Source organism: Pseudoalteromonas aquimarina (assembly GCF_049257255.1).
GTDB lineage: Bacteria > Pseudomonadota > Gammaproteobacteria > Enterobacterales > Alteromonadaceae > Pseudoalteromonas.
In genome coordinates, this window is record NZ_JBMMUG010000002.1 from 221,190 (window position 1) to 247,459 (window position 26,270).

The window sequence follows — 26,270 nt, forward strand, 5'->3', positions numbered from 1 at the left end:
TGAGCCTACTATTTATGTTGAATGTATTTATTTATTTTTAGGTTGTTACTTTTAAATTGAGCAATTTCTTTAATTAAGGATTTTTTGTTATCTGACATTTTACTAACTAACTGCTCAAATATATTAAATTGATAAAGCAAATCTTTATAATCCTTTTCAGTCAAGCCTTGCTGCGTAATTTCAATCGCAAATTCATGTTTAAATACAGCAAGACTATTCATTGCAGCACTGTAATTACCAGTGTCAATATCAAAAGAAAGTTGTGAGATAATTTCTTCAATTTTATCCAACACTTGCGCTCGCTTCTCCATTGAGTGTTTGCTCTCTTACATCAACAGGAATCGCATCCCAACCTAATTTTATTTCTTTGATCAAATTAGATACTTCTTCAACTATTTCAGGATCATTCTTAATACTCGCATCAATTAAACGGTCAAGCATGTAACTATAAAGAGCGTATAGGTTTTCCATCACATCACCTCCTACCTCAAAATCAAGACAACCTCTAAGTGCCTCTATTATTGCACTTGCTTTAGAAAGGTGTTCAGCTTTGGCCTCTAAATTTTGCCTTTCAATAGATACTTTTGCCATTACGAGTTTTTCTATCACACCTGCCATTAACATTTGTATTAGTTCGTAGCGATCCGCACCAGCTACTTGAGTCTTAAGTGCTTCTTTTTGGTAATTTTTTACTTTGGCATTATACATTTTCTGTTACCCTACTTTTTAGCTGAAGTGAAACCAGGCAAACTTGCAAGTTGCGCACTCAAATAAGACTGCGTTGATTGCATTTCCGCGAGTAGTACATCTAAAGAAGAATATTGTTTCCTAAGTCTAATCTCTAGTTGCTCCATTCTATATTCATGATTCAAGAAGTCTTCTTCCATATCATCTAATTGTTGATTTAGAGAAGAAGATCGTTCCTTGATAATTCCTTTAGAATCTATGTAATTATCAATAAGTCCTTGAAACTGTTTTGCTAGACCATTTTCACCAGCAAAAGCTTCACCAACTTTGTCATAATAATTATCTAAAGAATCATTGACGCTTCTAACTAAAGTAGATTTTTCAAGGTAACCTTCTTTATCAATACCTAAACCTATATCAAAAATTGTGCCAAAAGGTTCAACACCAGTTAGACTTGTACCAAGAATACTTGTTAATTGATTATCCAATGAACGCATTGAAGCATCACCATTTAAAGGATTGCCTATACGTGTTTGAAAACCTATATTTCCGATGAGGTTATTGTAATTGGCAATAAATTCGTCAATTAAGGTATTAACAGCAGCTTTATCATAATCTACATTAATTCGAGCTGTTTCGTTATTTTCACTTACTTGCTTTGCTGTAATTGTCATATCTTGAACAGCATCAGTAAATGTATTCGAATCATTTGTAACTGTTATTCCATCTACTTTGATAATAGCATCTGTAGCTTGGTCTGTAGCAGCAATTGCAAGCCCTCCAGCTCCACCACCATTTGCTACTGTAGAAACGGAATCTAATTCTGCTATGTCATTACTCACAACTAAATCATTACCAAGACCTGTTTTGGTAGAAGTCAAAACTAGCTTAGATTCAGAACCAGTATTTATGATGTTGGCAATAACGCCAAAGTTGGTATTCTCATCATTAATTGCATTTCGAACATCTTCAAGTGTTGCTCCTGCATCTAAAGTTACATCAAAACTTGAAGTGCCAGCACTGAAACTTAGTTTTCCACCTGACGCAGTTACTACATCGGTACTGCTGCTATATCCTGTTGCAGACACAGCTCTACTGCCTTGAGCAAGTTGGACTACTTCAATATCAAATTTTCCAGCAGTCGAGTCTTTTGTGGTTGAGACGCTAATTATTTCGCCTGAAGAAGGTTGAGTTATTGATGCTGTACGTTTATTGAAGTTATCGATATCACTAAGCTTTTCAATCGTAGATTCAAGCTGAGAAATTGCTGAACTAATAGTATCAATTGAACTTAGTTCTTTTTGAAGTGACTCTTCTTTGGCAGCAAATGCTTGAAGTTTTGGTATATTCTCAGCATCAATTGAAGCTTTTATAATGCTTTCTAAATCTAAACCAGAGCCAACCCCTGCTGATGTAATGCTTGCCATAACTCACCTCTAAAATAGCACTCTACTAACTCGCACACCCTAAACAGAATCGTTAAACAAAATTCCTGTTTGAGTAATTAATTTATCGGCCAAACTTTCAAAAGCTTTAGCGACATCCCTTATTTCTTGCGGCGGGATCTCTCTTATAACTTCATTATTTGACTTATCGATCACTTTTACCACTGGCGGCTCTCCCAGTTCATCAAATTCAAATATTAAATTTGTTGAGCTTACAGGAATAAAGTCATTAATTTTTTTCAGATTCTCTCTAATTTCATCAAAAAAATTTTCATCGTTTTTTTGTGAATCATTTCTTTTAATAGATGTTGTATCTGAAACATTTCCACTTTCACTAGCACGATTCATACCAATTGATTGTGAAAGCTCTTGCTTTTTAAGCGCGCTGTTAATGTCGAGCACACTTGAAACTGTTTCTGGAATTGTATTCATAACAGGTTCCTCTTCTAACAAGTATAGCTTAATTCTGATTGCATCAGCATTAGCCTATGCAATCAGAATTAACTTGCTAATTAACCCAGTAGAGACAATGCTACCTGAGGACGTTGATTAGCTTGACTCAGAATTGATGTACTTGCTTGTTGCAAGATCTGATTGCGAGTCAATGTTGCAGTTTCCGCCGCAAAGTCTGTATCACGGATTCGTGAACGCGCAGCTGCTAGGTTTTCAGAAACATTCGCTTGATTTCGAATTGATGATTGGAAACGGTTTTGAACAGCACCTAACTCAGCACGCTTTTTATCAACAACTGCAATCAATGAATCCATACCTGCAAGCGTAACTTGAGCATTTACTTGACTAGAAACACTGATAGCAGTGGCAATAAAAGCAGCTGCAAAGGTGTCTGTTGTTAATGCTGCACCACCAATATCAGAGGCACCTTCAGCAAGTGTAGACAGACGCTGACCAGTAACTGCACTTGCAACACCTGCGATACCAGACAATGTAAAACCGCCATTAGCACTAATACTGTTAATGGCAGCTGTACCACCAACATTTTGCATTGAAAAACCAATAGTCTGAACTGCATCAGCACCGATTTGGAAGTTCGCGTCATATGAGCCATCTAGTAAATTTTGGCCACCAAAGGTTGTATCCTCTGCCACACGGTTAACTTCTTCAGATAACTGACGAATTTCTTCCTGAAGCGCTAAACGGTCTTCATCAGTATTTGAACCATTAGATGCCTGTTGAGCTAGTGTTCTCATACGTTGGAACATACCTGTAATTTCATCCATTGCGCCTTCTGCTGTTTGCGCAAGAGAAATACCATCATTCGCATTACGAATACCTTGGTTCAAACCATTAATTTGACCAGTTAGACGATTAGAAATCTGCATTCCAGCCGCATCATCTTTCGCACCATTGATACGTAAACCAGATGACAAACGTTGGAATGAAGTGTCTAGAGCATTACCTGACTGACTTAACTGTCTTTGAGCATTTAAAGAGCTCACATTTGTATTTACATATAAAGCCATAATTGCCTCCGCTTTATTAACTATAGTGCTTTCTAAGTGAGTACCCCTACTCAACATGAAAGCCCAAATTAGAATCCTAATATAGGTGTTCTATCTGCCTTATCGACATCTTTAGAAAAAGCTTTAGAGTTTTTTTTAATTTTTTTTAGTTATAAAAAAAGCCCCAAAAATGGGGCTTGTTTACGATTAAGTAATTATTACAAATTACCCTTGTAACAGGCTTAATGCAGCTTGAGGTCTTTGGTTTGCTTGACCTAGAATTGTTTGACTTGCTTGCTGAAGGATTTGAGCGCGTGTTAATGCAGCTGTTTCAGCCGCAAAATCAGCATCTTTAATTCGAGATTTAGCCGCACTCAAATTTTCTGCAATATTCGCTTGGTTGCGAATTGTTGATTGGAAACGGTTTTGAACCGCACCTAATTCAGAACGTTTTTTGTCAACAACGGCAATAAGTGAGTCTACACCAGCCATTACAATTTGAGCATTTGTTTGTGTTGATACACTAATTGCGGTAGCTATAAATGCTGCAGCAAAGGTATCTGTAGTTAATGCTGCTCCAGCGATATCTGATGCGCCTTCTGCGAGAGTTGACAAACGTTGCCCTGTAACGGCACTTGCAATACCTGCAATACCAGAAAGTGTGAATCCACCGTTTGCACTTAAACTGTTGACAGCAGCTGTGCCACCAACATTTTGCATACTAAAACCTACAGTTTGAACTGCATCAGCACCTATTTGAAAGCTAGCTGAATAGCTACCGTCTAGTAGATTACGACCACCAAATGTTGTATCTGTTGCAACTCGGTTAATTTCTTCGGATAGTTGACGAATTTCTTCCTGAAGAGCTAATCGGTCTTCATCTGTGTTTGAACCATTAGCAGATTGTTGTGAAAGTACACGCATACGCTGTAGCATGGTTGTCATTTCATCCATTGCGCCTTCTGCAGTTTGCGCTAATGAAATACCATCGTTAGCATTTCGGTTACCTTGGTTCAAACCTAAAATTTGTGACTGAAGACGATCGGAAATCTGAAGACCTGCGGCATCATCAGCTGCACTATTAATTCTTAATCCAGAAGACAAACGTTTGAAGGCTGAATCCAGATCACCACCTGATTTATCTAGTTGGCGCTGAGCATTTAGCGAGCTTACATTTGTATTTACATATAAAGCCATAATCTTACTCTCTCTATCTCTTTTTATATGGTTAGATATGAGTAACCCGGTAAACGCAGTACTATCGCACCACTTGCAACAATGCCATTAGGGTTTAGGAAAATACTTGCCAGCTCAATTTCAAAAGCGGCAAATTAACGCCTAATTTTTCCTACATATCTTGTTCAATAGAGTAGAATTCAATAATTGTGCCAAAAACTATTTTATAGTCATCAAAGATCATTAATTAGGTGAAGGAGTTTAAATTTTATTACTTTTCGATAGCATGCAAATGGACTCACTATTCAAACCTTAATAAACACTTACTATTTATAAAAATAAGCAATTGTTACCCCGGTGAAAATCATTATTGCCAATGAAGAAATAACATTTTAAACAATTTTTAAGTATTTATTTTCCGATACTAGATCAACTAAAAATTCTTTAACTCATTTTTAAGGTTTAGTTGCAAGTGTTAACAAAGAACAATTTCAATCAATAAAAAAGGGGCCAAGCGGCCCCTTTTAGAGATAGTGAAAGTAAGAGTGAAATATAGCGATGTCAAAAAACTTGTTTTATACTTGGTACTATATTTGCTTAATTAATTTTAGTACGAGATACCTGCATGGTGTCTTATACTTACTTGTTTGGATATTTTAGCAGTTGCCTCCGCTTTAAATATCCCTTTTAATGCCCTTGCCTATTACCCCATTTAGCAAGGGCATTTTCATTATTAGCCTAGAAGGCTTAATGCTGCTTGAGGACGCTGATTAGCTTGACTCAAGATTGTTTGGCTAGCTTGTTGCAGAATCTGATTGCGTGTTAACGCCGCAGTTTCAGCTGCAAAATCAGCATCTTTAATACGTGATTTAGCTGCACTTAAGTTCTCAGCAATGTTTGACTGGTTTCGAATTGTAGATTGGAAACGGTTTTGTACCGCACCTAGCTCTGCACGTTTTTTGTCAACAACTGCAATCAGAGAGTCAACACCAGCTAGGGTCACTTGTGCATTTACTTGACTAGAAACACTAATTGCCGTTGCGATGAAAGATGCTGCAAATGTATCTGTAGTCAGCGCTGCACCACCGATATCTGATGCACCTTCTGCCAATGTTGATAAACGTTGACCTGTTACTGCACTTGCAACACCAGCAATACCCGACAGTGTGAAACCACCGTTAGCGCTTAAACTGTTAATAGCCGCAGTACCGCCTACATTCTGCATCGAAAAGCCGATTGTTTGAACTGCATCAGCACCAACTTGAAAACTTGCTTCATAGCTACCATCTAGTAAGTTTTGACCACCAAATGTAGTATCAGTTGCGACACGGTTAACTTCCGAAGAAAGCTGACGAATCTCTTCTTGAAGAGCTAAACGATCTTCATCTGTGTTTGAGCCATTTGCAGCTTGTTGCGCTAGGGTACGGATACGCTGAAACATACCAGTAATCTCATCCATTGCACCTTCAGCAGTTTGTGCAAGTGAAATACCATCGTTTGCGTTACGGTTACCTTGATTTAGACCGTTGATTTGCGATTGCAGACGGTCAGAAATCTGAAGACCAGCAGCATCATCTGCTGCACTATTGATACGAAGACCTGATGATAAGCGCTGAAAAGATTGATCTAACGCTGTACCTGAATTCATTAATTGACGTTGAGCGTTTAATGAACTTACGTTTGTGTTTACATAAAGTGCCATGACTCATTCTCCCGAAGTAAAATAACTTACTTTCAAATCTCAAATAAACTGATATTGGTTTGACTGTTTTGTCTTGCTCAATATCTCTAAGTTATTTTTGTTATCGGGCGGAAAAAATTTTCCTTTAGGTTATTTTTTAACTTTTTTTGTTTAATTTCATAAAGTTAAAAAACATTAAAAGAAGGGCTAACTAATATATCGACAGTTAGTTTATATACTTTAAAGCTTTTTAGTAAATTTAATAATAAGTAGCAAAAGAAAAGCGGTAAAACCGCTTTAATAAATATTATGGGGCAAAATTTTATCGTATGTAATCGAATAGTGACAACTGTGTTAAGCGGCCAAAAGTTGCCTGTGAAGCCTGTAATGCAGTTTCCTCTTTAGTGAGTTCTGATATTGCTGCAGCCATATCAAGCTCTATCAAATTTGCTTTGGATTCTTTATGATTAATATTGATATCGGCTGTTGAGCTTAAAAGTCGTTCGGCAACGTTCAAACGTCCACCTAAGTTTGCTTGAGTTATGGATACTTGATTTTGAGCATTAGTTAAACCTGTAATGCCATTTGCTAAATATTCATGATATTGATCGTTTGACAAACCAGGAGTCGTTAGACCATTAATAAGCTCTTCCAAAGTATTCAGCATATTTTTCTTTTCAGGCGCTGCTAATGTAAAATCAGCAGTCCCCGGTGCGCCCCCCGATAAACTGATTTCCATGCCCTGAAACTTGATTGTATCTCCAGTAAAACTTCCTGAACCGACAGGCGTACCACCCAAAGTTATCGCATATGTATCAGGTGCACCTGCAGAGACTGTAACTTGGAGGTTATTATTTGCAGGTACAAGAGGGTCATAATTTGCTTTATGAAAGGAATCAAATTGAGCTTGTTCCTTCACAAAAACTGAGCCCCCTGTAATACTACCTCCTACCGTTGGCGTATTTGTGTTTACATTTAAACGCGCATCTACATTTTCAAATGCATCTACGCCATTATCGCTAGAACGAAGTGTAACACCCACCGCCAACTGCATTTCATGATTACCTTGGTCACCTTGATAATCATAAGTACCGGTTGCACCATTAAAAACATATGTTTGATTACTATCTTGAAATCCTGAGAATATAAATTTGCCATCCTCCGATTTAGCATTCATTAAATCATATAGAGTTGCTTGAATTGATTTCATTTCTTCAGCAATTGTTTCTCTGTCTTGCTCTGATAGAGCGCCATTACCAGCTTGGATGGTTAATTGATAACCTCGCTGCAAAGAAGTTTTAATATTCTGTAAAACACTTTCTTCAGTTTGAAGCTTACTTGTTAAATAACTATTGTTTTTCTGGAATTGGTCATTTATTTCAATTCTCTCACCAAATAATAATGCTTGCGCAGAAGCGGCAGGATCATCAGAAGGTGTTAAAATACGTGTTTGTGTCGAGACCTTCTCTTGTGCAATAGCAACCTTCTGCTGATTATCTAAAATTTTATCAAGGTTATTTTGATACATTATGTTGTTTGATAAACGCATTTAAATTACCTCGCTGCATTCAATATAGTGTCAAAAACTGTTCTGGCTGTAGATAGTATTTGAGCAGCGGCAGAATAAGATTGTTGAAATCTTAAAAGGTTTGCGGCTTCTTCATCTAAATTCACACCAGAAATTGACTCATACCAAGCATTCGATTGATTCGCTAAAGCTTCAAAAGCCACTTGATTTGTTTTTGCTGAAGACGTTCTAATACCTACATCCGTTATTAAATTGCCGTAAGCTTCATTCAACTTCGTCAAATTGTCACCACCCGGTGAAGATTGAATATTAGCGCGTACCAATTCTTTATCTTGTAACCCTGCAAGCATTAAACCATTACGGTTGTCATCAAAACCATTAGTATTAAATTCAACCGTGAATGTATCCCCTGCATTAGGAACGCCTTCAATATTAAAATCAAAACCATAAGCGTTATAAGGTGCCCCAGCCTGATTTAACACATTATCGTAAGGTGGAGTAAGTACCACAGTAGTCGTTACTGCAGGTGTTCCATCCGTTATATTAAACTCATTTGGATTACCCGTTTTAGTAATCGTAATAGGACCATTTGTTAGCGACGGAGGTGGGCCTACGGTAAAGCCCGCAGCACTTGTATCTGTAACAATACTAGATGAAATACTACCCGTGCCTTGGTTATTAATATTATTACTAGTACGTATTGGCGAAGCCAATGCCAAATCTTCTGGACGATTAGTCGCTAGTTGAATATTGGTTGAAGCATCTGAATTTAACTTCAACTCAAATTGGTCACCAATATTTGCACCCGCAGTTAAATTAATTTGCAGGCCAAACAACTCACCTCCAACTGCAGTCGAGGAATCCGCTTGTCCGGCGACAATACTGGCAACAATTGGGGTTCCTGTAGGGTCACCATATTTATCGAGTGCCGACACAGTGATTTGATTTGCCGCAGTATATTCAATTAGGAAATCGGATGCCGGAATTTCGCTGCCTTTGCCTGGTTCGAGTGTGCCAGTCAGTTGAGCGGTCCCTGTATTTGCAGCAAAAGCATAAGCGCCTGCCGTTGGAATAGTGAATAAATCACCACCCAACTCGCCGTCAGCATCTAAACCTAGCCTATTTTGCTGATTAAATGCATCAGCCATTGCCAAACTAAGCTGGCCTAACTTATTTTGTGAAGGTATCAAAATATCTTCGCGATAAGCTAAAAGACCACCTATTTTGCCCTTTAGTAAACTGGTATTTACTTCTAGCGGAATTGCTTTGCCTGAATCCACATCTAATTTTAGATCTTTGAAGTTTGGATCAGGATCACCAGATAATGAGAATAAATTAAACGAACCATTTTCCATCACCACAGCTTCACCAGTGCCCATAAACACTAATTTTTCACCATTTGGTCCATCAAGCGTTTCAATATCAATATATTCTGCCAGCTCTTTAATCGCTAGGTCACGCTGATTAATCGTGCTATTGAGTGCACTGCCATCCGGACCAGAAGAGCCAGATGCAATAGCTAGGTTTAACTCACTAATTTTAGAAATAAGGCCATTGGCTTCATCGGCATAAATTTCCAATTGGTCATTCACAATCGTTTTTTGGTCAAAAACAATGCCCGATAAACGACCTAATTGATCAATGTAACCTTGCGCATCGTTAAAAAACAAACTGCGGCTAACGGTTGATGATGGTTGATTTAAACTTTCTTGTAATGAACTAAAAAGTGAATTTATGCTAGTCGATAAACTATTTGATTCTTCTGCAAACAAACTATCTACACGCGCAGATTCATCAACAAACTGATTAAAGAAAGCAAGGTTTGAAACATCGCGATTTAACTGCTGCTGAGCAAAATCATTTACTAAACGAAACGTCTGCCCAAGACCCACTTGGTTATCGAACAATGTTCTATGCTCGGTGCGTTCACGAACATATCCCTCAGTATTAACATTGGTAATGTTTTTACTGGTCGTTTGTAGCAGCTCTGAACTAGCACGAACCCCAGAGTTAGCAATATTAAGTAGATTAAAAGACATTAGTTACTGCCTCCTAAACCTGTTATCGAACTTTTCATAATATCCTTTACATTCATTCCAGCAGCGACAGATTTAATCGCATCATGAAATTCACTTCTGTTTAGTACATTAATTATTTTATTTGCGTAATTTGGGTCGGTTGCGTAACCCGCTTTTTGCAACTCGCTAAGATATTCAGTGGGGTTGTCAGTGGTTTTTAATGCAGATCGGTAACGCGGGTTCTGCTGTAAGAAATTAACAAAGTCATCAAAACTCTCTGCAATACTGTTATAGGCTCTGAAGTTAGACTGTTTTTTAACTGCAACACCATCTTCAAATTCAAGCGATGCTTTAGCGGCCTTATCACCTTGCCATGATTTATCTGCTTTAATATTGAAAAAGTTATTAGAGCTTTGCCCGTCACTTTTAGTAATAACATGTTTGCCCCACCCTGTTTCTAATGCCGATTGCGCAAGCATAACAGCAGGGCTTAAACCAATTTTCTCAGCAGCTTGTTTCGCATGTTGCCAAAGTTCTGACACAAATGACTGCTCACTTTCAATTGGCTTTGTATCCGCCGAGCTTGTAGTCGTTTCATCTGGGATAGCTTTCACTCTACTTGACTTAGAAACCTGAGGTGCAATCTGACTTGGCGCAAATAAACTTGCAGGTGTGTATTTTCCTGGTGTTGGCGAAAGCTGTTCAACAATAATATCTGCAAGGCCTAATGCCCCGCTTTGTGATAGCTCCATCGATAGCTGCTGATCATGCATATCACGATAAAACTTAACACTACTTGCATTAAATGGGCTGTCTTCATCTTCAAATGCTTCATTTGCTTTACGCATACTTTTAAACAGCATTTGCGTGAAGATTGATTCAAATTGCGCAGCAACCTGTTTCAATGCCTTTTTATCAGGATCGCCTTGCAACGCTTCTTTCCTAAGTGAGTTTAAGTTACTCAGGTCAAAAAAGCTTTGATGTTGATTTATGTTGTTGCCATCCATAATTCAGCTCTCATTCAATAAATTGGCTACGAAACACACTAGAAAAACAATGCAAAAATCAAGCCAACGAACTAAAATTAAAGCCCATAACAAAAAAGCCCTGCAATGCAGGGCTTTAAGAAATCGATAAACTTAAATCACTATTAACTGACCACTTATTGCGCCAGCTTCTTTCAGCGCCTCTAAAATCGCCATTAAATCACCTGGCGCTGCGCCAACTTCATTGATAGCACGTACCAAATCATCCAAACTCGCGCCAGGATCAAATACAAATGCACGGGTGTCATCTCGCGCAACATCAATAATACTCTGCTCTGTGACAACAGTTTGGCCACCAGCAAGCGCATTGGGCTGATTCACATTTTGCTGCTCAGCAATCGTTACGGTTAAACCACCATGGGTAATCGCAGCTGGTTCTAACGTCACATTTTTACCTATCACAATAGTGCCGGTTCGCGAATTAACGATAATTTTCGCGCTGTTATCTGCTGGTTCAAACTCTAGATTTTCAAGCGTTGCAAGGTATGCAACACGCTGTGCTGGATCACGAGGTGCTAATACTTTTACAGAGGCTGCGTCCATTGCCGTTGCCGTATTTGGACCAACTAAATCATTAATGGTATCTGACAACGCTTTTGCCGTAGAAAAATCTGGACGATGCAAATTAAATGTAATGTGATCCCCTTGATTAAACGGCGATGCAACAGCACGTTCAACAATTGCACCATTAGGTACCCGACCCACAGTCGGTGTATTGACTAATACCTTACTGCCATCGGCACCTTCGGCACCTAAACCACTAACAACTAAACTCCCCTGTGCAATCGCATATACATTGCCATCTACACCTTTAAGAAAAGTTTGAATAAGCGTACCGCCACGAAGGCTCAGTGCACTGCCAATTGACGAAACTGTCACATCAATTGTTTGCCCTGGTTTAATAAAGGGGGGTAAATCCGCATGCACGGCAACAGCAGCAACATTTTTGATTTTAGGTTTCAAATTCGCAGGTAATGTAATCCCAAAGCTACTTAACATTGCTTTAAAGCTTTGCTCCGTGAAGCTACTTTTTTCACCCGTTCCAGGCAAACCTACAACTAGACCATAGCCTACTAGTTGGTTACTTCTCACTCCTTCAACCGCTGTAACATCTTTGATGCGCTCAGCAGATAGCGGAAAATGAATCACACTCAGTAATGCGATAACGATAAACGCTAATTGACGCATGCTGCCTCCTAAAATGGATTTAATGGGCTTAAGAAAAACTGCGCTAACCAACCCGCTTCTTGCGCATCGGCAAGAGCACCTTTGCCAGAATACTGAATACGTGCATTAGCAATGCGATTTGACATCACCATATTATCAGCACTGACATCCTTAGGACGAACAATGCCTTCTAGGCGTATAAACTCTTCCCCAGTATTTAACGTTAGCCATTTTTCACCACGAATAACCAAGTTACCGTTTGGCAGAACGCGCATTACATTCACGGATATATTGCCATTTAAGCTATTGGATTGATCCGATTTTGCATCACCTTTGTAAGAGCCTTCCGAACCCACGCCATATTGCAATGCATCACCATTAATCGTAATTGGATTTCCACCTAACCCTGTCACGGGTGATAGTGCAAAGTCAGTTTCACGATCTGTTTCGGTTTTTGCCGTTTTAGATGCTTGTGTCGACTCGCTCAACACCACTGTAATAATGTCACCTTGGCGCAATGCCTTTTGATCAGAATAGAGGTCATTTGAGTAATGAGTATTAAATAGCGAACCTGTGTTTACTTGCGAAACATTGGTGTCTTCTGGGTACAGTGGCGCATAATAAGGATCATCCCGTTCAACAAAACGGTTCGCCGTCGTTACACATCCACTCAACAACACCCCTGAAACAACTGCCAAAACTAACTTACTCATGGGACTCACCTATTAAAGCTGCTGGTTAATGTAACTTAACATCTCATCAACAGATGAAATGACCTTTGAGTTCATTTCATAAACTCGCTGAGTTTCAATTAAATTAACTAACTCTTCGGTTACATTTACGTTTGAAGTTTCAAGGGCACCTTGCACAATAACACCTAAACCATCAATACTCGGATTACCTTGCACAGGCGCACCACTCACAGCCGTTTCGGTATAGAGGTTTTGCCCCATCGGTTCCAAACCAGAAGGATTAATGAAATCTGAAATTGTTAGCTGACCAATAACAGCGTTATCAGCCTGCCCTGCAATGCGTACAGACACCTCACCATCTTGCGAAACAATGATCTGCTGCGCATCATCAGGTACATTCATTTCTGGTTGCAAAGGATAACCTGCACCAGACGTTACGATGCGGCCCTCTTCATCGGTGGTAAACTGACCATTTCGCGTATAAGCAAGACTGCCATCAGGCATTGCAACTTCAAAAAAACCTTGCCCTTGGATCATCCAGTCCATTGAGTTGTCGGTTGTTAACATATTCCCTTGCGAGAAATTCTTTTGAGTTGCAACCACTTTTGAACCCGCGCCAAGCATTAAGCCTGACGGTAACTGCGTATCTTGTGATGAGCGGCCACCCGGTTGATTAATGTTCTGGTAAAGCAAATCTTCAAAAATTGCACGACTCTTTTTATAACCAACCGTACTTGCGTTCGCTAAGTTATTTGAGATGACAGACGTATCGGTTTGCTGAGCATCGATACCTGTTTTACTAATCCACAATGCAGGATGCATACTAACCTCCAAAAACCATTAATAAATTCGCATAAGAGAAGCTTGGCTTTCGTCAATTTTCTCTGCTGTTTTCATCATTTTGACTTGTAACTCAAATTGGCGTTGATGGGATATCATTCCCACCATTTCATCTACAGGATTTACATTAGACATTTCTAATGCGCCGCTGGTTACTGTCATATTTGGGTCAGTATCGAGCACATCCCCATCTTTACTTCTAAAAAGACCATCAAGTCCTTTTTCAAGGGGTTGAACCCCATAGGCACTGACCAATTTCAACCTATCGATATCTTCAATAAAATTTGCTGGCGCGCCTTGTGGTCTCACTTGGATCATGCCATCTTTCGATATCTGTACCTTCTCGATAGGCAGAGGTAAAATCACTGGGCCTGCTTCACCAATTACTGGTAATCCATTAGCTGTAAATAACTGCCCCGTTTCGCTCATTTTTAAATTACCCGAACGGGTATAAGCTTCTTGCCCATTGGCATCTTGTACAGCTAACCAACCATTCTCACCAATCGCGATGTCGAGCTCGCGCCCTGTCATTGACATTGCACCTGCACTTAATCGAGAACCAGGTCTTTCTTCCATTGCAAAAACACGTGTAGGTAACCCTTCACCAAATGCCTGCATTGAACGTGCTTGTTCTAAATCAGCTTTAAAACCTGTAGTTTTTGCATTTGCTAAGTTATTCGCTTTAACCGCGATACCAAGCATGTTTTGCTTTGCACCTGAGGTGGCGATGTAGAGTAATTTATCCATCAGCACAACCTTTAAAAAATCTCTAATAACTAGTTAGAGCAAAAATAGTGCCAATAAAAAGAGTAGAAAATTGACGCCAAAACTATGACTGAAGTCAATTAAAAAAGGGCTGATAAATCAACCCTTTGAAGAAGTGAATAACGTAATGAATTATCGAATCTGTAAAATATTCTGCTGCAGAGTTGAGTTAACTTCTAACGCACGCGAGTTTGCTTGGAAGTTACGCTGAGCTGAAATTAAATCTACTAACTCATTCGTTAGATTCACGTTCGACTGTTCAAGTGCACTTGAGTTAACGGTACCAAGCGTACCTGATCCTGGCTCACCTGCAATGGGTTCGCCTGAGGTTAAGCTTTCTTTCCAAGCGGTATTACCTACTTGTGATAGACCTTGCGAGTTGGCAAAACGTACCATAGACACTTGGCTAATATAAGTAGAATCACCATTACTATATGAAGCGACAATTTTACCATCAGTACCAATATCAATCCCAGTTAAACGACCTACTGTAGCACCATCTTGCTCGAGTGCTTTTACTTCAAAACGACTTGCGTACTGAGTTGGTTGTTTATTAGCTGTACCCGCTTCATCACGCCAGTTGATATTTACATCATTTGGAAAGGTAGCACCGTTGGTTAAAATATTTGAAAGGTTAGCCGAAGTCAGTGATACCGGGTCAAAAGTTGTGTTAGGTGCAGTTACTGGTGCAGAAGGCAAACCACTAGAATCAAATGTAAAGGTAGATAATGGACCACCAGCAGGGCTAGTACCCGTGTTATCAAACTCCTGCCCATCTAAAGTTGCACGTACTTCCCACTGGTTATTAACACCTGTCTTCAAAAAGAAAAACTGCATAATATGCGGTTCACCGAGTGAATCATATACCGTTGTTGATGTTGACGCGTTAAACGTTGCAGAATCAGTCGGATTAAATGGTGCAACCGTAGGTTGAGTCGCACCTGCATCTAAGTTAAATGAGGTATAAACATTATTTGTAGCACGTGGCGCACCTGACGCATCAGGTATTTGAATTGGTGTTGCCGTACTTAAACTCACAGAAGTCGTATCCCCATTAGAAGGATCTACAGGAAAACCTCGTAGGAAGTTATTTTGAGCATCTACTACAAAGTTGTCTTTGTTAAGCTTAAACGCACCCGCACGCGTATAAGTATAATCTTGAGATGAAAGTGAGTCTGTCATTGCAAAGTAACCTTCACCTGTAATAGCTAAATCAAGTGCATTTTGGGTAAATTGCAATGAACCTTGATTAAATTGTTGTGCTACTACGGTAGTCTGTACACCATCACCATTCTTCGTTTTACCTGAACTAAATACAGATGCAGCATATACATCCGCAAATTCAGCGCGTGATTCTTTAAAACCTGTTGTATTTACGTTTGCAATATTATTTGCTGTAACATCGAGATCTTTTTGCGCTGCCGCCAATCCCGTTAATGCAATATTAAAACTCATAATTCACCTCTAAATTTTGCAGTTTAATTTATGTAATGAACTGCCTTACACTGAGTTATCTATTCAACTTTAATGCCAAGATTAACCTTGAGCGATTTCCACAACATCGCTTAAATTAATCGAGCCTGCGCCTGTATTAAGCACTAGGCCATGCGTACCTTTTAAACTTACGCTTGATATATTTAAAAACGCGCCAGTTGGGAAGCTCATATATTCACCGTCCGCCACACGACCTTCTGCGGTCATCGCATAATTGCCAGGTGGCAATGGATTTCCGCTCTCGTCTTTGCCATCCCATTCAAACTTAACTGCTCCTGCAGCGTTTGAACCAATGTCAAGGGTACGAACTACTTCACCAGCTTCATTCTTAATTTTTACTGTGACATCATGAGCAGCAGTATCAAGTGCAACACTGCCTTTGGAAGGCTTACCGTCACTCAGTTCCAAAACTGTAGAAGGTACTAAAGCATCTTTACCGACAAGGGTTGATGCCTGAAGCGCTGAATTTGATGTCATTGAAGATGCAAAGCTTTCAAAATTTGCATTTAATTGGCTAATACCATCCGCCATTGAAAAGCTTGTCATTTGCGCAATCATTTGGTCATTATCTGCAGGCTTTGTCGGATCTTGATAAGATAATTGCTGTGTCAGCAATGCAAAAAAGTCTGACTGAGTTAGCTGGTCATTATTATTCGGGTCTGGCACTCCCGAAGGTGTTTGCCATTTTAATGAGTCGATATAGCTATCATTAGATACATTAGTTGTCATCGTCATCCCCTATTAGTTCTGACCCATACGCAATGTACGAGACAACATCTGCTTGGCGGCATCTGCTACTTGAACATTGGTTTGATAATTTCGTGAAGCAGAAATCATATTTGCCATTTCCTCAACGACATTGACATTTGGTTTATAAATAAAGCCATCTTTGTCAGCTAATGGATGTTCAGGATTAAACTCTCGTTTAAGTGGCTTATCACTTTCCACAATACCCAGCACTTTAACGCCTACAGCTTCCCCTTGTTGCGCATTAACAGCTTTACTAAGTTCAGCTGAAAAAATAGGATGCCTTGCACGATATGTTTCATCTGCACTTGAACTTACAGTATTTGCATTTGATAAATTACTGGCTGTCGTATTCAATCGAACCGATTGCGCACTCATGCCCGTACCAGAAATATTAAATACGTTGTACAAACTCATAATTATGCTCCTTGACCGCCAAGTGCTTTTTTCAAGCCCTTAAACTTGCCACCTAGAAAATTAATACTCGCTTGGTATTCCATTGCATTTTGAACATATTTACCTCGTTCAAGTTGCATATCTACCGTGTTGCCATCACCAGTGTCAGGTTGGTTAGGTACACGGTATAGCGTGTTACTCTCTAAACTGTTAATTGATAAATCGAAGTGTTTTTCGTGAGTGGTTACAAGGCGCTTAGATTGACTCGATTTAGCCTGTTCGAGAGCTTTTGAAAAATCAATGTCGCGCGCTTTGTAGTTAGGCGTATCTGCATTAGCAATATTAGTTGCTAACACCTCTGCTCTTTGAGAACGAGCAAGTGTTGCTTGCGGATGTATACCTAATGCTCTGTCAAAACTGATAGCCATAACTTCTCCAAAAAAGTGACTTTGAAGAAGTTATGCAATTAGTAAGCCAGCACTAGTTCGTGGTGTTATTTTTTTTGATAAATAATGCCTGGGTTACAGCGGATCATTTCAAAATCATCGCTTAGCCCGGTCATAGATTCAGATGCACCTAAAAACAAATATCCTTTTGGATTAAGTGCTTGATGGAATTGTTTGATGATCTTAGCTTTCACTTCAGGTGAAAAATAAATTAATACATTACGGCAAAAAATGATTTCAAATTTACCCATTAAGGCATAAGAATCAAGTAAGTTTAAATGGCGAAAATTGACCATTCGCTTGATATCATCATTTACTCTTGCCATACCATGACCCGAATCGGTAAAAAACTTACGTCTTCGCTCTGGTGAAAGCCCGCGAGCTAATGCCAAAGAGTCATACTCAGCATTTTTACAAATATCGAGCATGGTATTTGAAATATCCGTCCCTACAATATTCACTCCCGCTAGAGCACCGGGTTTCATCTGCTTATATTCAGCCGCGCTCATTGCAATTGAATAAGGTTCTTGACCAGAAGAACTTGCCGCCGACCAAATCTTAATAGGTCGGCGTAACTCTGCTAATTCAGGGAATAATTTGTTTTTCAATAACTCGAAAGGATAACTGTCTCTAAACCATAACGTTTCATTAGTTGTCATTGCGTCAACAACGGCTGCACGTAATTGCCGCTCACGTGGACTCAATGTTTTAGTAACTAATTCAGACAAAGAACCAACTTCAAAACGAGCCATTAATGGCGCTAAACGACTTTTAACTAAGTACTGTTTATTGTCACCTAGCACAATACCACATTGCTGCTCTAAAAAGCTTCTAAACTGCTGATATTCTCTATCATCTAAATCTTTGTTCAAATTTATTACTCGCTGGTCTACGCTTCATGAACCCACTTTTTAACCGCAGTTGCTAATTCATCTGGGTTAAATTTCGCAATAAAATCGTCAGCACCTACTTTTTCAACCATTGCCTGATTAAACACCCCACTTAATGAGGTGTGCAATATCACATGAAGTGGTGCAGTTCGAGGGTCTGCTTTTAATTCTGCTGTTAACGTATAGCCATCCATTTCAGGCATTTCAACATCTGAAATCAATAACGCTACTCGCTCAGTTACAACACTCTGACAGTCTTTTTCGGCAATTTCTTTCAGCCTAATTAATGCTTCACGGCCATTTTTTGCAACTTCAGTTTGCACCCCAAGAGGTTCAAGCGCTCTTTTTACTTGGTTTCGGGCTACAGTTGAATCATCCGCAATAAATACGATACGTTCGCCTAAGTCTTTTTGCATTTCACCGTCAGCAAGTAACTCTGCGCTAACTTCCGTATTTACCGGACAGATTTCATTAAGGATTTTCTCTACATCTAAAATCTCAACCAACTCTTTTTCAATTTCAGTAACCGCAGTTAAATATGAGTATCTGCCAGAGCCTGATGGCGGTGGCATAATTGATTCCCAATTAATGTTAACAATACGTTCAACTGAATCGACCAAAAAGCCTTGAACTGAGCGGTTATACTCAGTGATGATAATAAAACAGTCTTTGGTGTTTTGAATTCCTGGCCCGCCAATCGCAAGTGAAAGGTCAATAACCGAAATGGTTTGACCGCGTATATGCGCCACACCTTTCACAAAATGGTTTGATTTTGGCATTGCCGTTAAGTTAGGACACTGTAAAACTTCACGTACTTTAAATACGTTGATACCAAATCGTTGCCTGCCTTTTAATTTGAACAGCAACAACTCAAGTCTATTTTGGCCTACGAGCTGCGTTCGCTGATTAACCGAATCTAAAATGCCTGCCATTTCAATCTCCTAACTTGAAGCAATGAAAGGGTATACTTCTTGCTTCTTTGTTATTGTACTACCGTATAACGACATCGTGCCATAATTTTGACACTGTGAAGTTATACCTTGTTTTACCCATAAAGCATAGTCGAAACATTATGAGTTTGTTTAAAAAAAACCTGTATTTATTCATTTTAATACAAATTGCGTCTCTTGCTATGACTTCACTCAAAGCAAAAGCATATACAAAATTAGAGTTGCAACAAATGGCGATTGATTTTGTCAGTCAACAAGTGCAAGCAAACAGCTCAGAAATGACTAATTCAGAGCTTTCAATTACTGCATTACCTCTCGATTCACGTATCGAAACACGTGATTGCGACACACCACTTCAGTTAAGTGCTGCAAACCCTATAGATAATAATCGGCAATCTACTATAAAAATTAAGTGTTTAGATCAAAATTCTTGGCAAGTATTCGTTTATACACGTCAATTGGAGCTGGTTGAAGTTATTACGGCTGCAAAAGGGATCAGTAAAGGCCAGAAAATTACAGCCCAACATCTCGCGACCAAAAAAGTAGCAAAACATCTTTCACGTTCTAACCAATATAAATCTAAACAATTTTTAATTGGTGGACGCAGTAAACGAAATGTTCGCGCTGGCCAATCTATTAACTACAATTACATATGCAATGTCTGCAAAGGTGATAAGGTAACTATTCTTGCAAGTTTTAAAGGTATGACAATTAAAACTCTAGGAGAAGCTTTGGAAGATGGCCGAGTGGGTGACAATATTGCAATTAAAAATGTAAAGTCAGGCAAGAAAATACAAGCCCAAGTAACCAATGCTCAACAAGTTAAAGTGATTATTTAACACTGTACTAAAAGATAAAATTCAGGTTAAATAATAGGTTATAAAATTTAAAAAAATATCCATTTTTTTATTAAAGGTTGTACCTTATATGCCGATAACTAGGATGAGAAATCTTAGTAGAGAGAAATGTCATGGTTAATCAGATAAATCAAGGCTCAAACAGCCAAGCTAATGTCAGGCTTGAAAGTACCAAGCAACAAGCAACTGAATCAGCAAACAAGCAGGTGCAAGTAAATACTGCAACAGCAAAAGCAACTAGTGACTCTGTTAGCATTACGCCACAGGCTCAACAATTGAAAAAGCTTAACGAAAAAGCAGAACAAGCATCAGGTGTTGACCAAAAGAAAGTAAATGAGCTTAAAAAAGCAATTGCTAATGGTGAATACAAAATTGACGCTGAAAAACTTGCTGAAAACATCAATAAATTAGAATTTAAACTTTTTGGCCGATAACGAATGAATTTAGAACAGATATTATCGCAACAACTAGATGAGCTGAATGAAATGGCTCAACTACTAACACAAGAGCTAGATGCAATTGTGTCACGCGATCATGAATCATTAATATCTGTTGTGGAAAAAAAAGTAGAATCGCTGCGTTCAATTCAACAGCGAGATCAACATATTGCTAAATTTTTCGAGCAAGCAGGTACTGATGTTGCAACTTATCAAGAAATGATAAGTAAAATTAATCAGTCACTTGCAGAATGTAAAAAGCAAAATGATGTGAACCAAGTTGCGGCAAATCAAAGTCAACTTGCGTCGCAAAAGTTAAAAGATATTTTGTTTGGTAAAAACCAATCAGGATACGATAAAACGGGTAAATCTATCTCTCTACCTAATCCTATTGCCCGTGGATTAAAAGCTTAAGATTTTAAATCTTCTGAAATGAAAGTGACCAACAATTAAAAGTAGGTCACTTTTTTTACGCTTCGTGGTTTTGTTTGACCAATATAGAGATCATGTACTAGCTTCATATCAAGCTCAACCTCAGTTGCATAGGTATCACCTACAGCATAACTTTTAGTGACTTTAGCACCACGCACAACTCCTTGAACCCGAACTTTTAATGTATCGTTACTAGCAACCATACCTTGAACATTTGTCTGTGCGTCAACTTTTTGCCCATACACTTGTTCAGCGAGTTCTCGATAGGCCTCTAGTTTTGAAGCCTTCATTGCCATAATCGCTTTTTGCTCTTCAGTTGCACCTGGTTGTAAACTTATTGGAGCATAACCAACAGCATGTAATACCGGAAAACTATCAGGTTTTTGATATTCGTATTCAATATGTTTATCAAATAATTGACTACAACCTGCAAGCAATAAAACGCTTGAAATAATCGTTGTTTGTAAAAAATGTTTCGACATGCTTATCACCATCATATAGGTATCTAAACCCTTTGAAGCAATTTTTAAGCCAGTTGAAGTTTGGTATAGAAATTGAATGTTAAAAATCACTATTTTTCTAGAGACATTAACTATGCGCTTAATCGCACTGCTGATATTTGTGAGTTTTTCAAGTCATGCTGTTTGGTATGAATCGACAGGACAAGCCAAAATTAGGAATGGTGATATTGAGCAAGCAAGATTAATGGCAACCGAAGATGCCATTCAACAAGCACTGCTTTTTTCTGGTGCCCAAGTTAATAGCTTACAACAAGTTATCAATGGTATTTGGCAAACGCCAACCACGCAAATATCTTCTCATGGCGCAATCGACCAAATTGAAGTAATTGACGAACTCCAGTCATCAGATACATTATCAATCACCTTGCGTTTGGATATTTTAGACGACAGTGAAACCTGCCAAAATTCATCGCTCAAAAAGAACATTGCAATTACCAGAGCCGGTTTTAAATTTCCTGAGCAAGCGACCTACGGCCAAATTTTTGAACTGCCAAAAGCCTACAGCAACAAATTAGTTAACCATTTAAATCAATTCAGTCATTTGTTTAACACAAAACCAGATATTAACCGTAAATTAAATACAACATCGTTATTCACAGCGCATCATGATGCAAATTCGAGCGCACTTATTCAACAAATTGCAGATCAAAATAACAGTCAGTTTGTTTGGGTTTCTCAAATAGACGATGTTTCACTAGGTGAACAACAAAGCTCATCGCTTTCTTTTTGGCAAGATAAAGCATTTGAACGCTTTTTTAGTTTAAATACTGCTTTATATAACGGTCTTACAGGTGAATTAATGACGCAAAAGCGTTACGACAGCTTTGCAACCTGGCAGACTAAAAAAACAGCCCGTATCGATGTAAATAGTGAAAAATTTTGGACCATGCCCTATGGCCAAGAAATCACAGATATTAATTTAAAACTAGGCCAAGATTTAGCAAGCTACCTTGCCTGCGTACCAGCACAAGCACGTATTCTTAATATAGATCACGACACCATTATTATTAGTTTAGGCGCCGAAAATAACCTAGTAAAAGGGCAAAAATTACAAGTTGCTTTACGCAAAGGGTTTAATCAAAAGCAGTTAATCATTGACACTGATTACCAACTTCGCGTTACACAAGTAAATCAAAACACAGCCATAGCGCAAGTAATTGGTGATAAGTTATTAGCCAATGTTCAATTAGGTGACTTAGTCACACTAGCAAGCTTCTAATTGAACCATGGATTCGTTTTTTTAATAACTCAGTTGAAAAATTGTATCGACTTAATCAAAGATAGTCAGAGTAAACTTTTGAAATGAGGCACTTTCAGTGCAAAGAAAAGCGATTCTGTTCTTAGCTCTAGGGGCTGTCGATTTTGGTTCTGCCAACTGCACTGATTGCTCACACAAATAGCACAACTAAGCCACTTACATGTCACTTTGCTATCAAAATAAATATGCTATTGCGGAACATATCAATATAAATAAGCGTCATTAATTTACTGCAAGAATACTCACTTCCAAGCTTAATAACATATTAAATTCAATAAGCTGTCAGATAAGTAAAGCAGTAACGTTAAAACTTACGCTAGCACATTTACTTTTAACAAATCATAAAGGAAATTCAAGGATTTAATGGCGTTCCCGGCAGGAGTCGAACCTGCAACCCTTCGCTTAGGAGGCGAATGCTCTATCCTACTGAGCTACGGGAACATATTGAAATGATATAGCTATTAATAACTTAGAAGAATATGAGGTGAATAAAACTCTGATTTAATATAAACCTGTTTGTATATCAGTTATCAAATGCAACACTATACGGAATAATGTATTTAGCGCTTGCTAAAATACTTTGATTTTCTAAACTGGTAATTCTTGAATTAATCACAACACCATTTTCTTTATATAACAAAGTGCCACTTAATACAGCGTTAATATGTCCTTTCGTATTTAACTGCATAACATCCCTAGAATAACTATAGTCTCCCCCACTATCAATTCTCACCATTGGCATTACTTTATGATCAACAATATTTAGACCAAAAGCTTGAACTTCTGTAATCATAGATTCAGCTAACTGATTACCTAAACGACTGGCTGTTTGAAGTGAACCATCAAGATCAACAAAAGAAGTCACAGCTAGCCTAATTGTTTCTGGCTCAGCAGCTAGATTTTCCATTAGTTTTATAGCTAACTGTTCAACATATTCATCTAACAGATAATCATTAATTGGATAAACACGATAAGAAGGATGATAAGTTTCCACTTCACTTTTAACAGGCTCGACAGATTGCTGTTGTGTATTACTTGCACAACCTGTCAGTAGAATGGCTGATACAATAAATGATAATTTCATAATCACCTCATCACCCTCTTCGTAGAGGAATACCATCATTATTCTTAGTATTCTGTAAAGATTTGATCGCATAATCAGGCACTAAACCTTGTGCCGAGGCAACAACTGCTTTCGATTTTATACCAATAATTCTAGCGTTTACTAAATAACCTTTCTGATGTTTGGTCAAAGTACCAGTTAAAACATAATCAATGGGAAGATCCGTTCTCAACTCCATATAATCACGGCTAAATATAAAATCACCTTCTTCACTAATTCTAAAAAAATCTGTCGTTTTATAATCTAATACAGGTAATCCAAATTTATGCACTTCATGAACAAAACTTTCTGCGATTTGGTTGCCCACTAAGGTAGTTTTTTGTAGATCACTATCAAGCAGAACAAAACTCATGACAGCTATAGGTGTGTTTTGATTAACATACTTAATATTGTCGGCTAATTGATGCATCAGACCACGGACATAGTGATTAATATTCTTAATTTCTTTTACAGAACCTTTATTAGCCATAAAGGACTCAGCACTGTAAGCTTGAAATCGGCTATCAACTTGCATTGCCGTTTTATCATTGGCTGCAACAGTTTCCTTAGGAGCATAAAATGTCGAACAACCCATCATTGAAACAGTCAACGATGCGACACATAAAGATTTAAAATAATAAACTTTCATTAGTAATTGCTCCTATAAAGTTTTCCATCTCTGAGTAATACTTTATTTTCTTGCCAATTAATATTGGCAGGAAATATTTCAGTGGCGGCCGATACAACGCGTTTATCTATTAAGTCTATTAAACGAGCATTTACAATAAAGCCGCTTTCAACTTGGCTAATCGTGCCAGTTAAAAAATAATTAATGGCCAGCTTATTTGCCAAATCATTTTGTGTGCGAGATAGCATAATATCTTGGTTATCGGCGATATTTATATATTCTGAAGCCTTAAACTCAATGACATTAGCGCCCACTTGAGTGTATAGGGTTTGCAAACTTGATTGCACCTGATTCCCCAAAGAGACCAATTGAGCATTCGTTTGATTATGTAAGTCACTTTCTGGCAAAAATGTTCCTACAGCAATTCGATTATCCGCATTAAGTTTTGGCATAGTATCAAACATACTTACCGCAAGTTGCTTAGCAAAACTATGAAGATTACGCTCTGATACGGTCGTTTTATTAAATACTCTAGCCTCTTCAGATACTGCGACCTTAGGCTCATTTGCACATCCTAAAAGTAATGCACTTGCTAAAACTATAAAGCCAAGCTGTTTCATTTATTACGCCTTCAAATACGTGTGAACTGCTATAAGCAAAGCAAAAAAAATGCCACTTTGAAGTGGCATTTTCTTATTTCTATTCCAAAACGAATTAAAGCAGTGTTTTAATATATGCTTTTAGCTCATCTTTTAGTTCGTCACGGCGCAGTGCATATTCAACATTGGCTTTCATATAGCCTAATTTTGAGCCACAATCATGGCTTTTGCCTTTCATGTAATAGGCATCCACTTGCTGCTCTTTCATTAACATAGCAATTGCATCAGTAAGTTGAATTTCATTACCTGCTCCCAGTGGTGTTTGCTTAAGCAGTGGCCAAATAGATTTATCCAGCACATAACGGCCAACAACCGCTAAGTTTGAAGGTGCATCTTCACGAGTGGGTTTTTCCACAATATTTTTAATTGCAGTACTACCACCAGGTAATAAGTCGTTACCATTAATATTTACAATACCGAACTTATCAACATCTTCATCAGCTACTTTTTCAACCATAATTTGGCTGTGACCAGAATCTGAAAAACGTGTAATCATTTCAGCAAGATTATCTTTTTTTAGATTGCAGCTCGCATTATCTAAAATAACATCTGGCAGTATTACGGCAAAAGGCGCATCCCCTACGATTGGTCTTGCACACTCAACCGCATGCCCTAACCCTTTTGCTTCACCTTGACGCACATGAATAATAGTCACGTCTTTTGGGCAAATTGCCTGTACTTCTTCAAGTAATTGACGTTTTACACGGCGCTCTAAAGTTGCTTCAAGTTCAAAACTCGTATCAAAGTGGTTCTCAATCGAATTTTTACTTGAGTGGGTTACCAGTACAATTTCTTTAATACCAGCAGCGGCAACTTCTTCAACAATGTATTGAATTAAAGGTCTATCAACAATCGGAAGCATTTCTTTAGGAATTGCTTTGGTTGCTGGCAACATACGTGTGCCAAGGCCTGCTACAGGAATAACTGCTTTCATTATTATTCTTTCCT

The 26,270-nt window shown here is 38.4% G+C and carries 29 protein-coding genes and 1 tRNA gene; 4 read left to right on the forward strand and 26 right to left on the reverse strand.

The features are described 5' to 3' along the window. Nucleotides 1–8 precede the first annotated feature (8 nt). From AAEU29_RS05940 to AAEU29_RS06035, 20 genes are all read right to left on the reverse strand, one after another. Complete coding sequence (locus AAEU29_RS05940) at nt 9–293, reverse strand: hypothetical protein (protein WP_421972469.1); 285 nt, start codon at nt 291–293, stop codon at nt 9–11. Then, on the reverse strand, nt 283–708 hold the full coding sequence (gene fliS, locus AAEU29_RS05945; RefSeq protein ID WP_274761131.1) for a flagellar export chaperone FliS: 426 nt from the start codon (nt 706–708) through the stop codon (nt 283–285). The genes AAEU29_RS05940 and fliS overlap by 11 nt, the downstream gene beginning before the upstream one ends. A gap of 11 nt (nt 709–719) precedes the next feature. Continuing rightward, complete coding sequence (gene fliD / locus AAEU29_RS05950) at nt 720–2,114, reverse strand: flagellar filament capping protein FliD (RefSeq protein WP_421972470.1); 1,395 nt, start codon at nt 2,112–2,114, stop codon at nt 720–722. Between the two features lie 39 nt (nt 2,115–2,153). Next, a complete protein-coding gene (locus tag AAEU29_RS05955) occupies nt 2,154–2,564 on the reverse strand; it encodes a flagellar protein FlaG (RefSeq protein ID WP_421972471.1) in 411 nt (136 codons plus the stop codon). A gap of 80 nt (nt 2,565–2,644) precedes the next feature. Beyond that, nucleotides 2,645–3,613, reverse strand: coding sequence for a flagellin N-terminal helical domain-containing protein (locus tag AAEU29_RS05960; RefSeq protein ID WP_274761134.1), 969 nt, complete (start codon nt 3,611–3,613; stop codon nt 2,645–2,647). Between the two features lie 204 nt (nt 3,614–3,817). Next, complete coding sequence (locus AAEU29_RS05965; RefSeq protein ID WP_274761135.1) at nt 3,818–4,789, reverse strand: flagellin N-terminal helical domain-containing protein; 972 nt, start codon at nt 4,787–4,789, stop codon at nt 3,818–3,820. A gap of 712 nt (nt 4,790–5,501) precedes the next feature. After that, entirely contained in the window at nt 5,502–6,470 is a 969-nt protein-coding gene (locus tag AAEU29_RS05970) for a flagellin N-terminal helical domain-containing protein (protein WP_274761136.1), read from the reverse strand. Between the two features lie 301 nt (nt 6,471–6,771). After that, nucleotides 6,772–7,998, reverse strand: a complete 1,227-nt coding sequence (gene flgL, locus AAEU29_RS05975; protein ID WP_274761137.1) for a flagellar hook-associated protein FlgL — start codon at nt 7,996–7,998, stop codon at nt 6,772–6,774. 5 nt (nt 7,999–8,003) lie between these two features. After that, on the reverse strand, nt 8,004–10,016 hold the full coding sequence (locus AAEU29_RS05980; protein ID WP_421972472.1) for a FlgK family flagellar hook-associated protein: 2,013 nt from the start codon (nt 10,014–10,016) through the stop codon (nt 8,004–8,006). Further along, complete coding sequence (gene flgJ / locus AAEU29_RS05985) at nt 10,016–11,002, reverse strand: flagellar assembly peptidoglycan hydrolase FlgJ (protein WP_421972473.1); 987 nt, start codon at nt 11,000–11,002, stop codon at nt 10,016–10,018. Before flgJ ends, AAEU29_RS05980 begins: the two co-directional genes overlap by 1 nt. 132 nt (nt 11,003–11,134) lie before the next feature. Next, nucleotides 11,135–12,229 (reverse strand): flagellar basal body P-ring protein FlgI, encoded by a 1,095-nt coding sequence (locus AAEU29_RS05990; RefSeq protein WP_421972474.1) that lies wholly within the window; start codon nt 12,227–12,229, stop codon nt 11,135–11,137. An 8-nt stretch (nt 12,230–12,237) separates the two neighbouring features. After that, a complete protein-coding gene (gene flgH, locus AAEU29_RS05995; RefSeq protein ID WP_274761141.1) occupies nt 12,238–12,921 on the reverse strand; it encodes a flagellar basal body L-ring protein FlgH in 684 nt (227 codons plus the stop codon). A 12-nt stretch (nt 12,922–12,933) separates the two neighbouring features. Continuing rightward, nucleotides 12,934–13,722 carry a flagellar basal-body rod protein FlgG gene (flgG, locus tag AAEU29_RS06000; protein ID WP_274761142.1) on the reverse strand — a complete coding sequence of 263 codons (789 nt, stop codon included), beginning with the start codon at nt 13,720–13,722 and terminating at the stop codon, nt 12,934–12,936. Between the two features lie 18 nt (nt 13,723–13,740). Further along, complete coding sequence (locus AAEU29_RS06005) at nt 13,741–14,487, reverse strand: flagellar basal body rod protein FlgF (RefSeq protein ID WP_421972475.1); 747 nt, start codon at nt 14,485–14,487, stop codon at nt 13,741–13,743. A 150-nt stretch (nt 14,488–14,637) separates the two neighbouring features. Continuing rightward, entirely contained in the window at nt 14,638–15,960 is a 1,323-nt protein-coding gene (gene flgE / locus AAEU29_RS06010; RefSeq protein WP_274761145.1) for a flagellar hook protein FlgE, read from the reverse strand. Nucleotides 15,961–16,041: 81 nt separating this feature from the next. Beyond that, nucleotides 16,042–16,728 (reverse strand): flagellar hook assembly protein FlgD, encoded by a 687-nt coding sequence (locus AAEU29_RS06015; RefSeq protein ID WP_421972476.1) that lies wholly within the window; start codon nt 16,726–16,728, stop codon nt 16,042–16,044. 12 nt (nt 16,729–16,740) lie between these two features. Beyond that, entirely contained in the window at nt 16,741–17,163 is a 423-nt protein-coding gene (gene flgC / locus AAEU29_RS06020; RefSeq protein WP_274761147.1) for a flagellar basal body rod protein FlgC, read from the reverse strand. 2 nt (nt 17,164–17,165) lie between these two features. Continuing rightward, nucleotides 17,166–17,570: a flagellar basal body rod protein FlgB gene (gene flgB / locus AAEU29_RS06025; RefSeq protein WP_421972477.1), complete on the reverse strand. Its 405-nt coding sequence runs from the start codon at nt 17,568–17,570 to the stop codon at nt 17,166–17,168. Between the two features lie 65 nt (nt 17,571–17,635). Continuing rightward, complete coding sequence (locus AAEU29_RS06030) at nt 17,636–18,460, reverse strand: CheR family methyltransferase (RefSeq protein WP_421972478.1); 825 nt, start codon at nt 18,458–18,460, stop codon at nt 17,636–17,638. 17 nt (nt 18,461–18,477) lie between these two features. Further along, nucleotides 18,478–19,410 (reverse strand): chemotaxis protein CheV, encoded by a 933-nt coding sequence (locus AAEU29_RS06035; RefSeq protein ID WP_421972479.1) that lies wholly within the window; start codon nt 19,408–19,410, stop codon nt 18,478–18,480. A gap of 140 nt (nt 19,411–19,550) precedes the next feature. On the opposite strand from AAEU29_RS06035, the gene flgA reads away from it, so the two are divergent. From flgA to flgN, 3 genes are all read left to right on the forward strand, one after another. Further along, nucleotides 19,551–20,267: a flagellar basal body P-ring formation chaperone FlgA gene (flgA, locus tag AAEU29_RS06040; RefSeq protein WP_421972480.1), complete on the forward strand. Its 717-nt coding sequence runs from the start codon at nt 19,551–19,553 to the stop codon at nt 20,265–20,267. A gap of 131 nt (nt 20,268–20,398) precedes the next feature. Further along, entirely contained in the window at nt 20,399–20,719 is a 321-nt protein-coding gene (gene flgM, locus AAEU29_RS06045; RefSeq protein ID WP_421972481.1) for a flagellar biosynthesis anti-sigma factor FlgM, read from the forward strand. A 3-nt stretch (nt 20,720–20,722) separates the two neighbouring features. After that, nucleotides 20,723–21,136 carry a flagellar export chaperone FlgN gene (gene flgN / locus AAEU29_RS06050; RefSeq protein ID WP_421972482.1) on the forward strand — a complete coding sequence of 138 codons (414 nt, stop codon included), beginning with the start codon at nt 20,723–20,725 and terminating at the stop codon, nt 21,134–21,136. Between the two features lie 35 nt (nt 21,137–21,171). Here the strand turns inward: flgN and AAEU29_RS06055 are convergent, their stop codons facing one another. Next, a complete protein-coding gene (locus AAEU29_RS06055; RefSeq protein WP_421972483.1) occupies nt 21,172–21,636 on the reverse strand; it encodes an LPP20 family lipoprotein in 465 nt (154 codons plus the stop codon). Nucleotides 21,637–21,712: 76 nt separating this feature from the next. Here AAEU29_RS06055 and AAEU29_RS06060 point away from each other — a divergent pair, with 76 nt between their 5' ends. Next, on the forward strand, nt 21,713–22,894 hold the full coding sequence (locus AAEU29_RS06060; RefSeq protein WP_421972484.1) for a flagellar assembly protein T N-terminal domain-containing protein: 1,182 nt from the start codon (nt 21,713–21,715) through the stop codon (nt 22,892–22,894). Between the two features lie 403 nt (nt 22,895–23,297). On the opposite strand, the gene AAEU29_RS06065 is transcribed toward AAEU29_RS06060, so the two are convergent. From AAEU29_RS06065 to galU, 5 genes are all read right to left on the reverse strand, one after another. Then, a tRNA-Arg gene (locus AAEU29_RS06065) sits at nt 23,298–23,374 on the reverse strand. Nucleotides 23,375–23,456: 82 nt separating this feature from the next. Further along, complete coding sequence (locus AAEU29_RS06070) at nt 23,457–24,017, reverse strand: FlgO family outer membrane protein (RefSeq protein WP_421972485.1); 561 nt, start codon at nt 24,015–24,017, stop codon at nt 23,457–23,459. 10 nt (nt 24,018–24,027) lie between these two features. After that, complete coding sequence (locus AAEU29_RS06075) at nt 24,028–24,684, reverse strand: FlgO family outer membrane protein (protein ID WP_421972486.1); 657 nt, start codon at nt 24,682–24,684, stop codon at nt 24,028–24,030. After that, a complete protein-coding gene (locus AAEU29_RS06080; RefSeq protein ID WP_421972487.1) occupies nt 24,684–25,283 on the reverse strand; it encodes a FlgO family outer membrane protein in 600 nt (199 codons plus the stop codon). The genes AAEU29_RS06075 and AAEU29_RS06080 overlap by 1 nt, the downstream gene beginning before the upstream one ends. 94 nt (nt 25,284–25,377) lie before the next feature. Continuing rightward, on the reverse strand, nt 25,378–26,256 hold the full coding sequence (gene galU, locus AAEU29_RS06085; RefSeq protein WP_421972488.1) for a UTP--glucose-1-phosphate uridylyltransferase GalU: 879 nt from the start codon (nt 26,254–26,256) through the stop codon (nt 25,378–25,380). Nucleotides 26,257–26,270 lie beyond the last annotated feature (14 nt).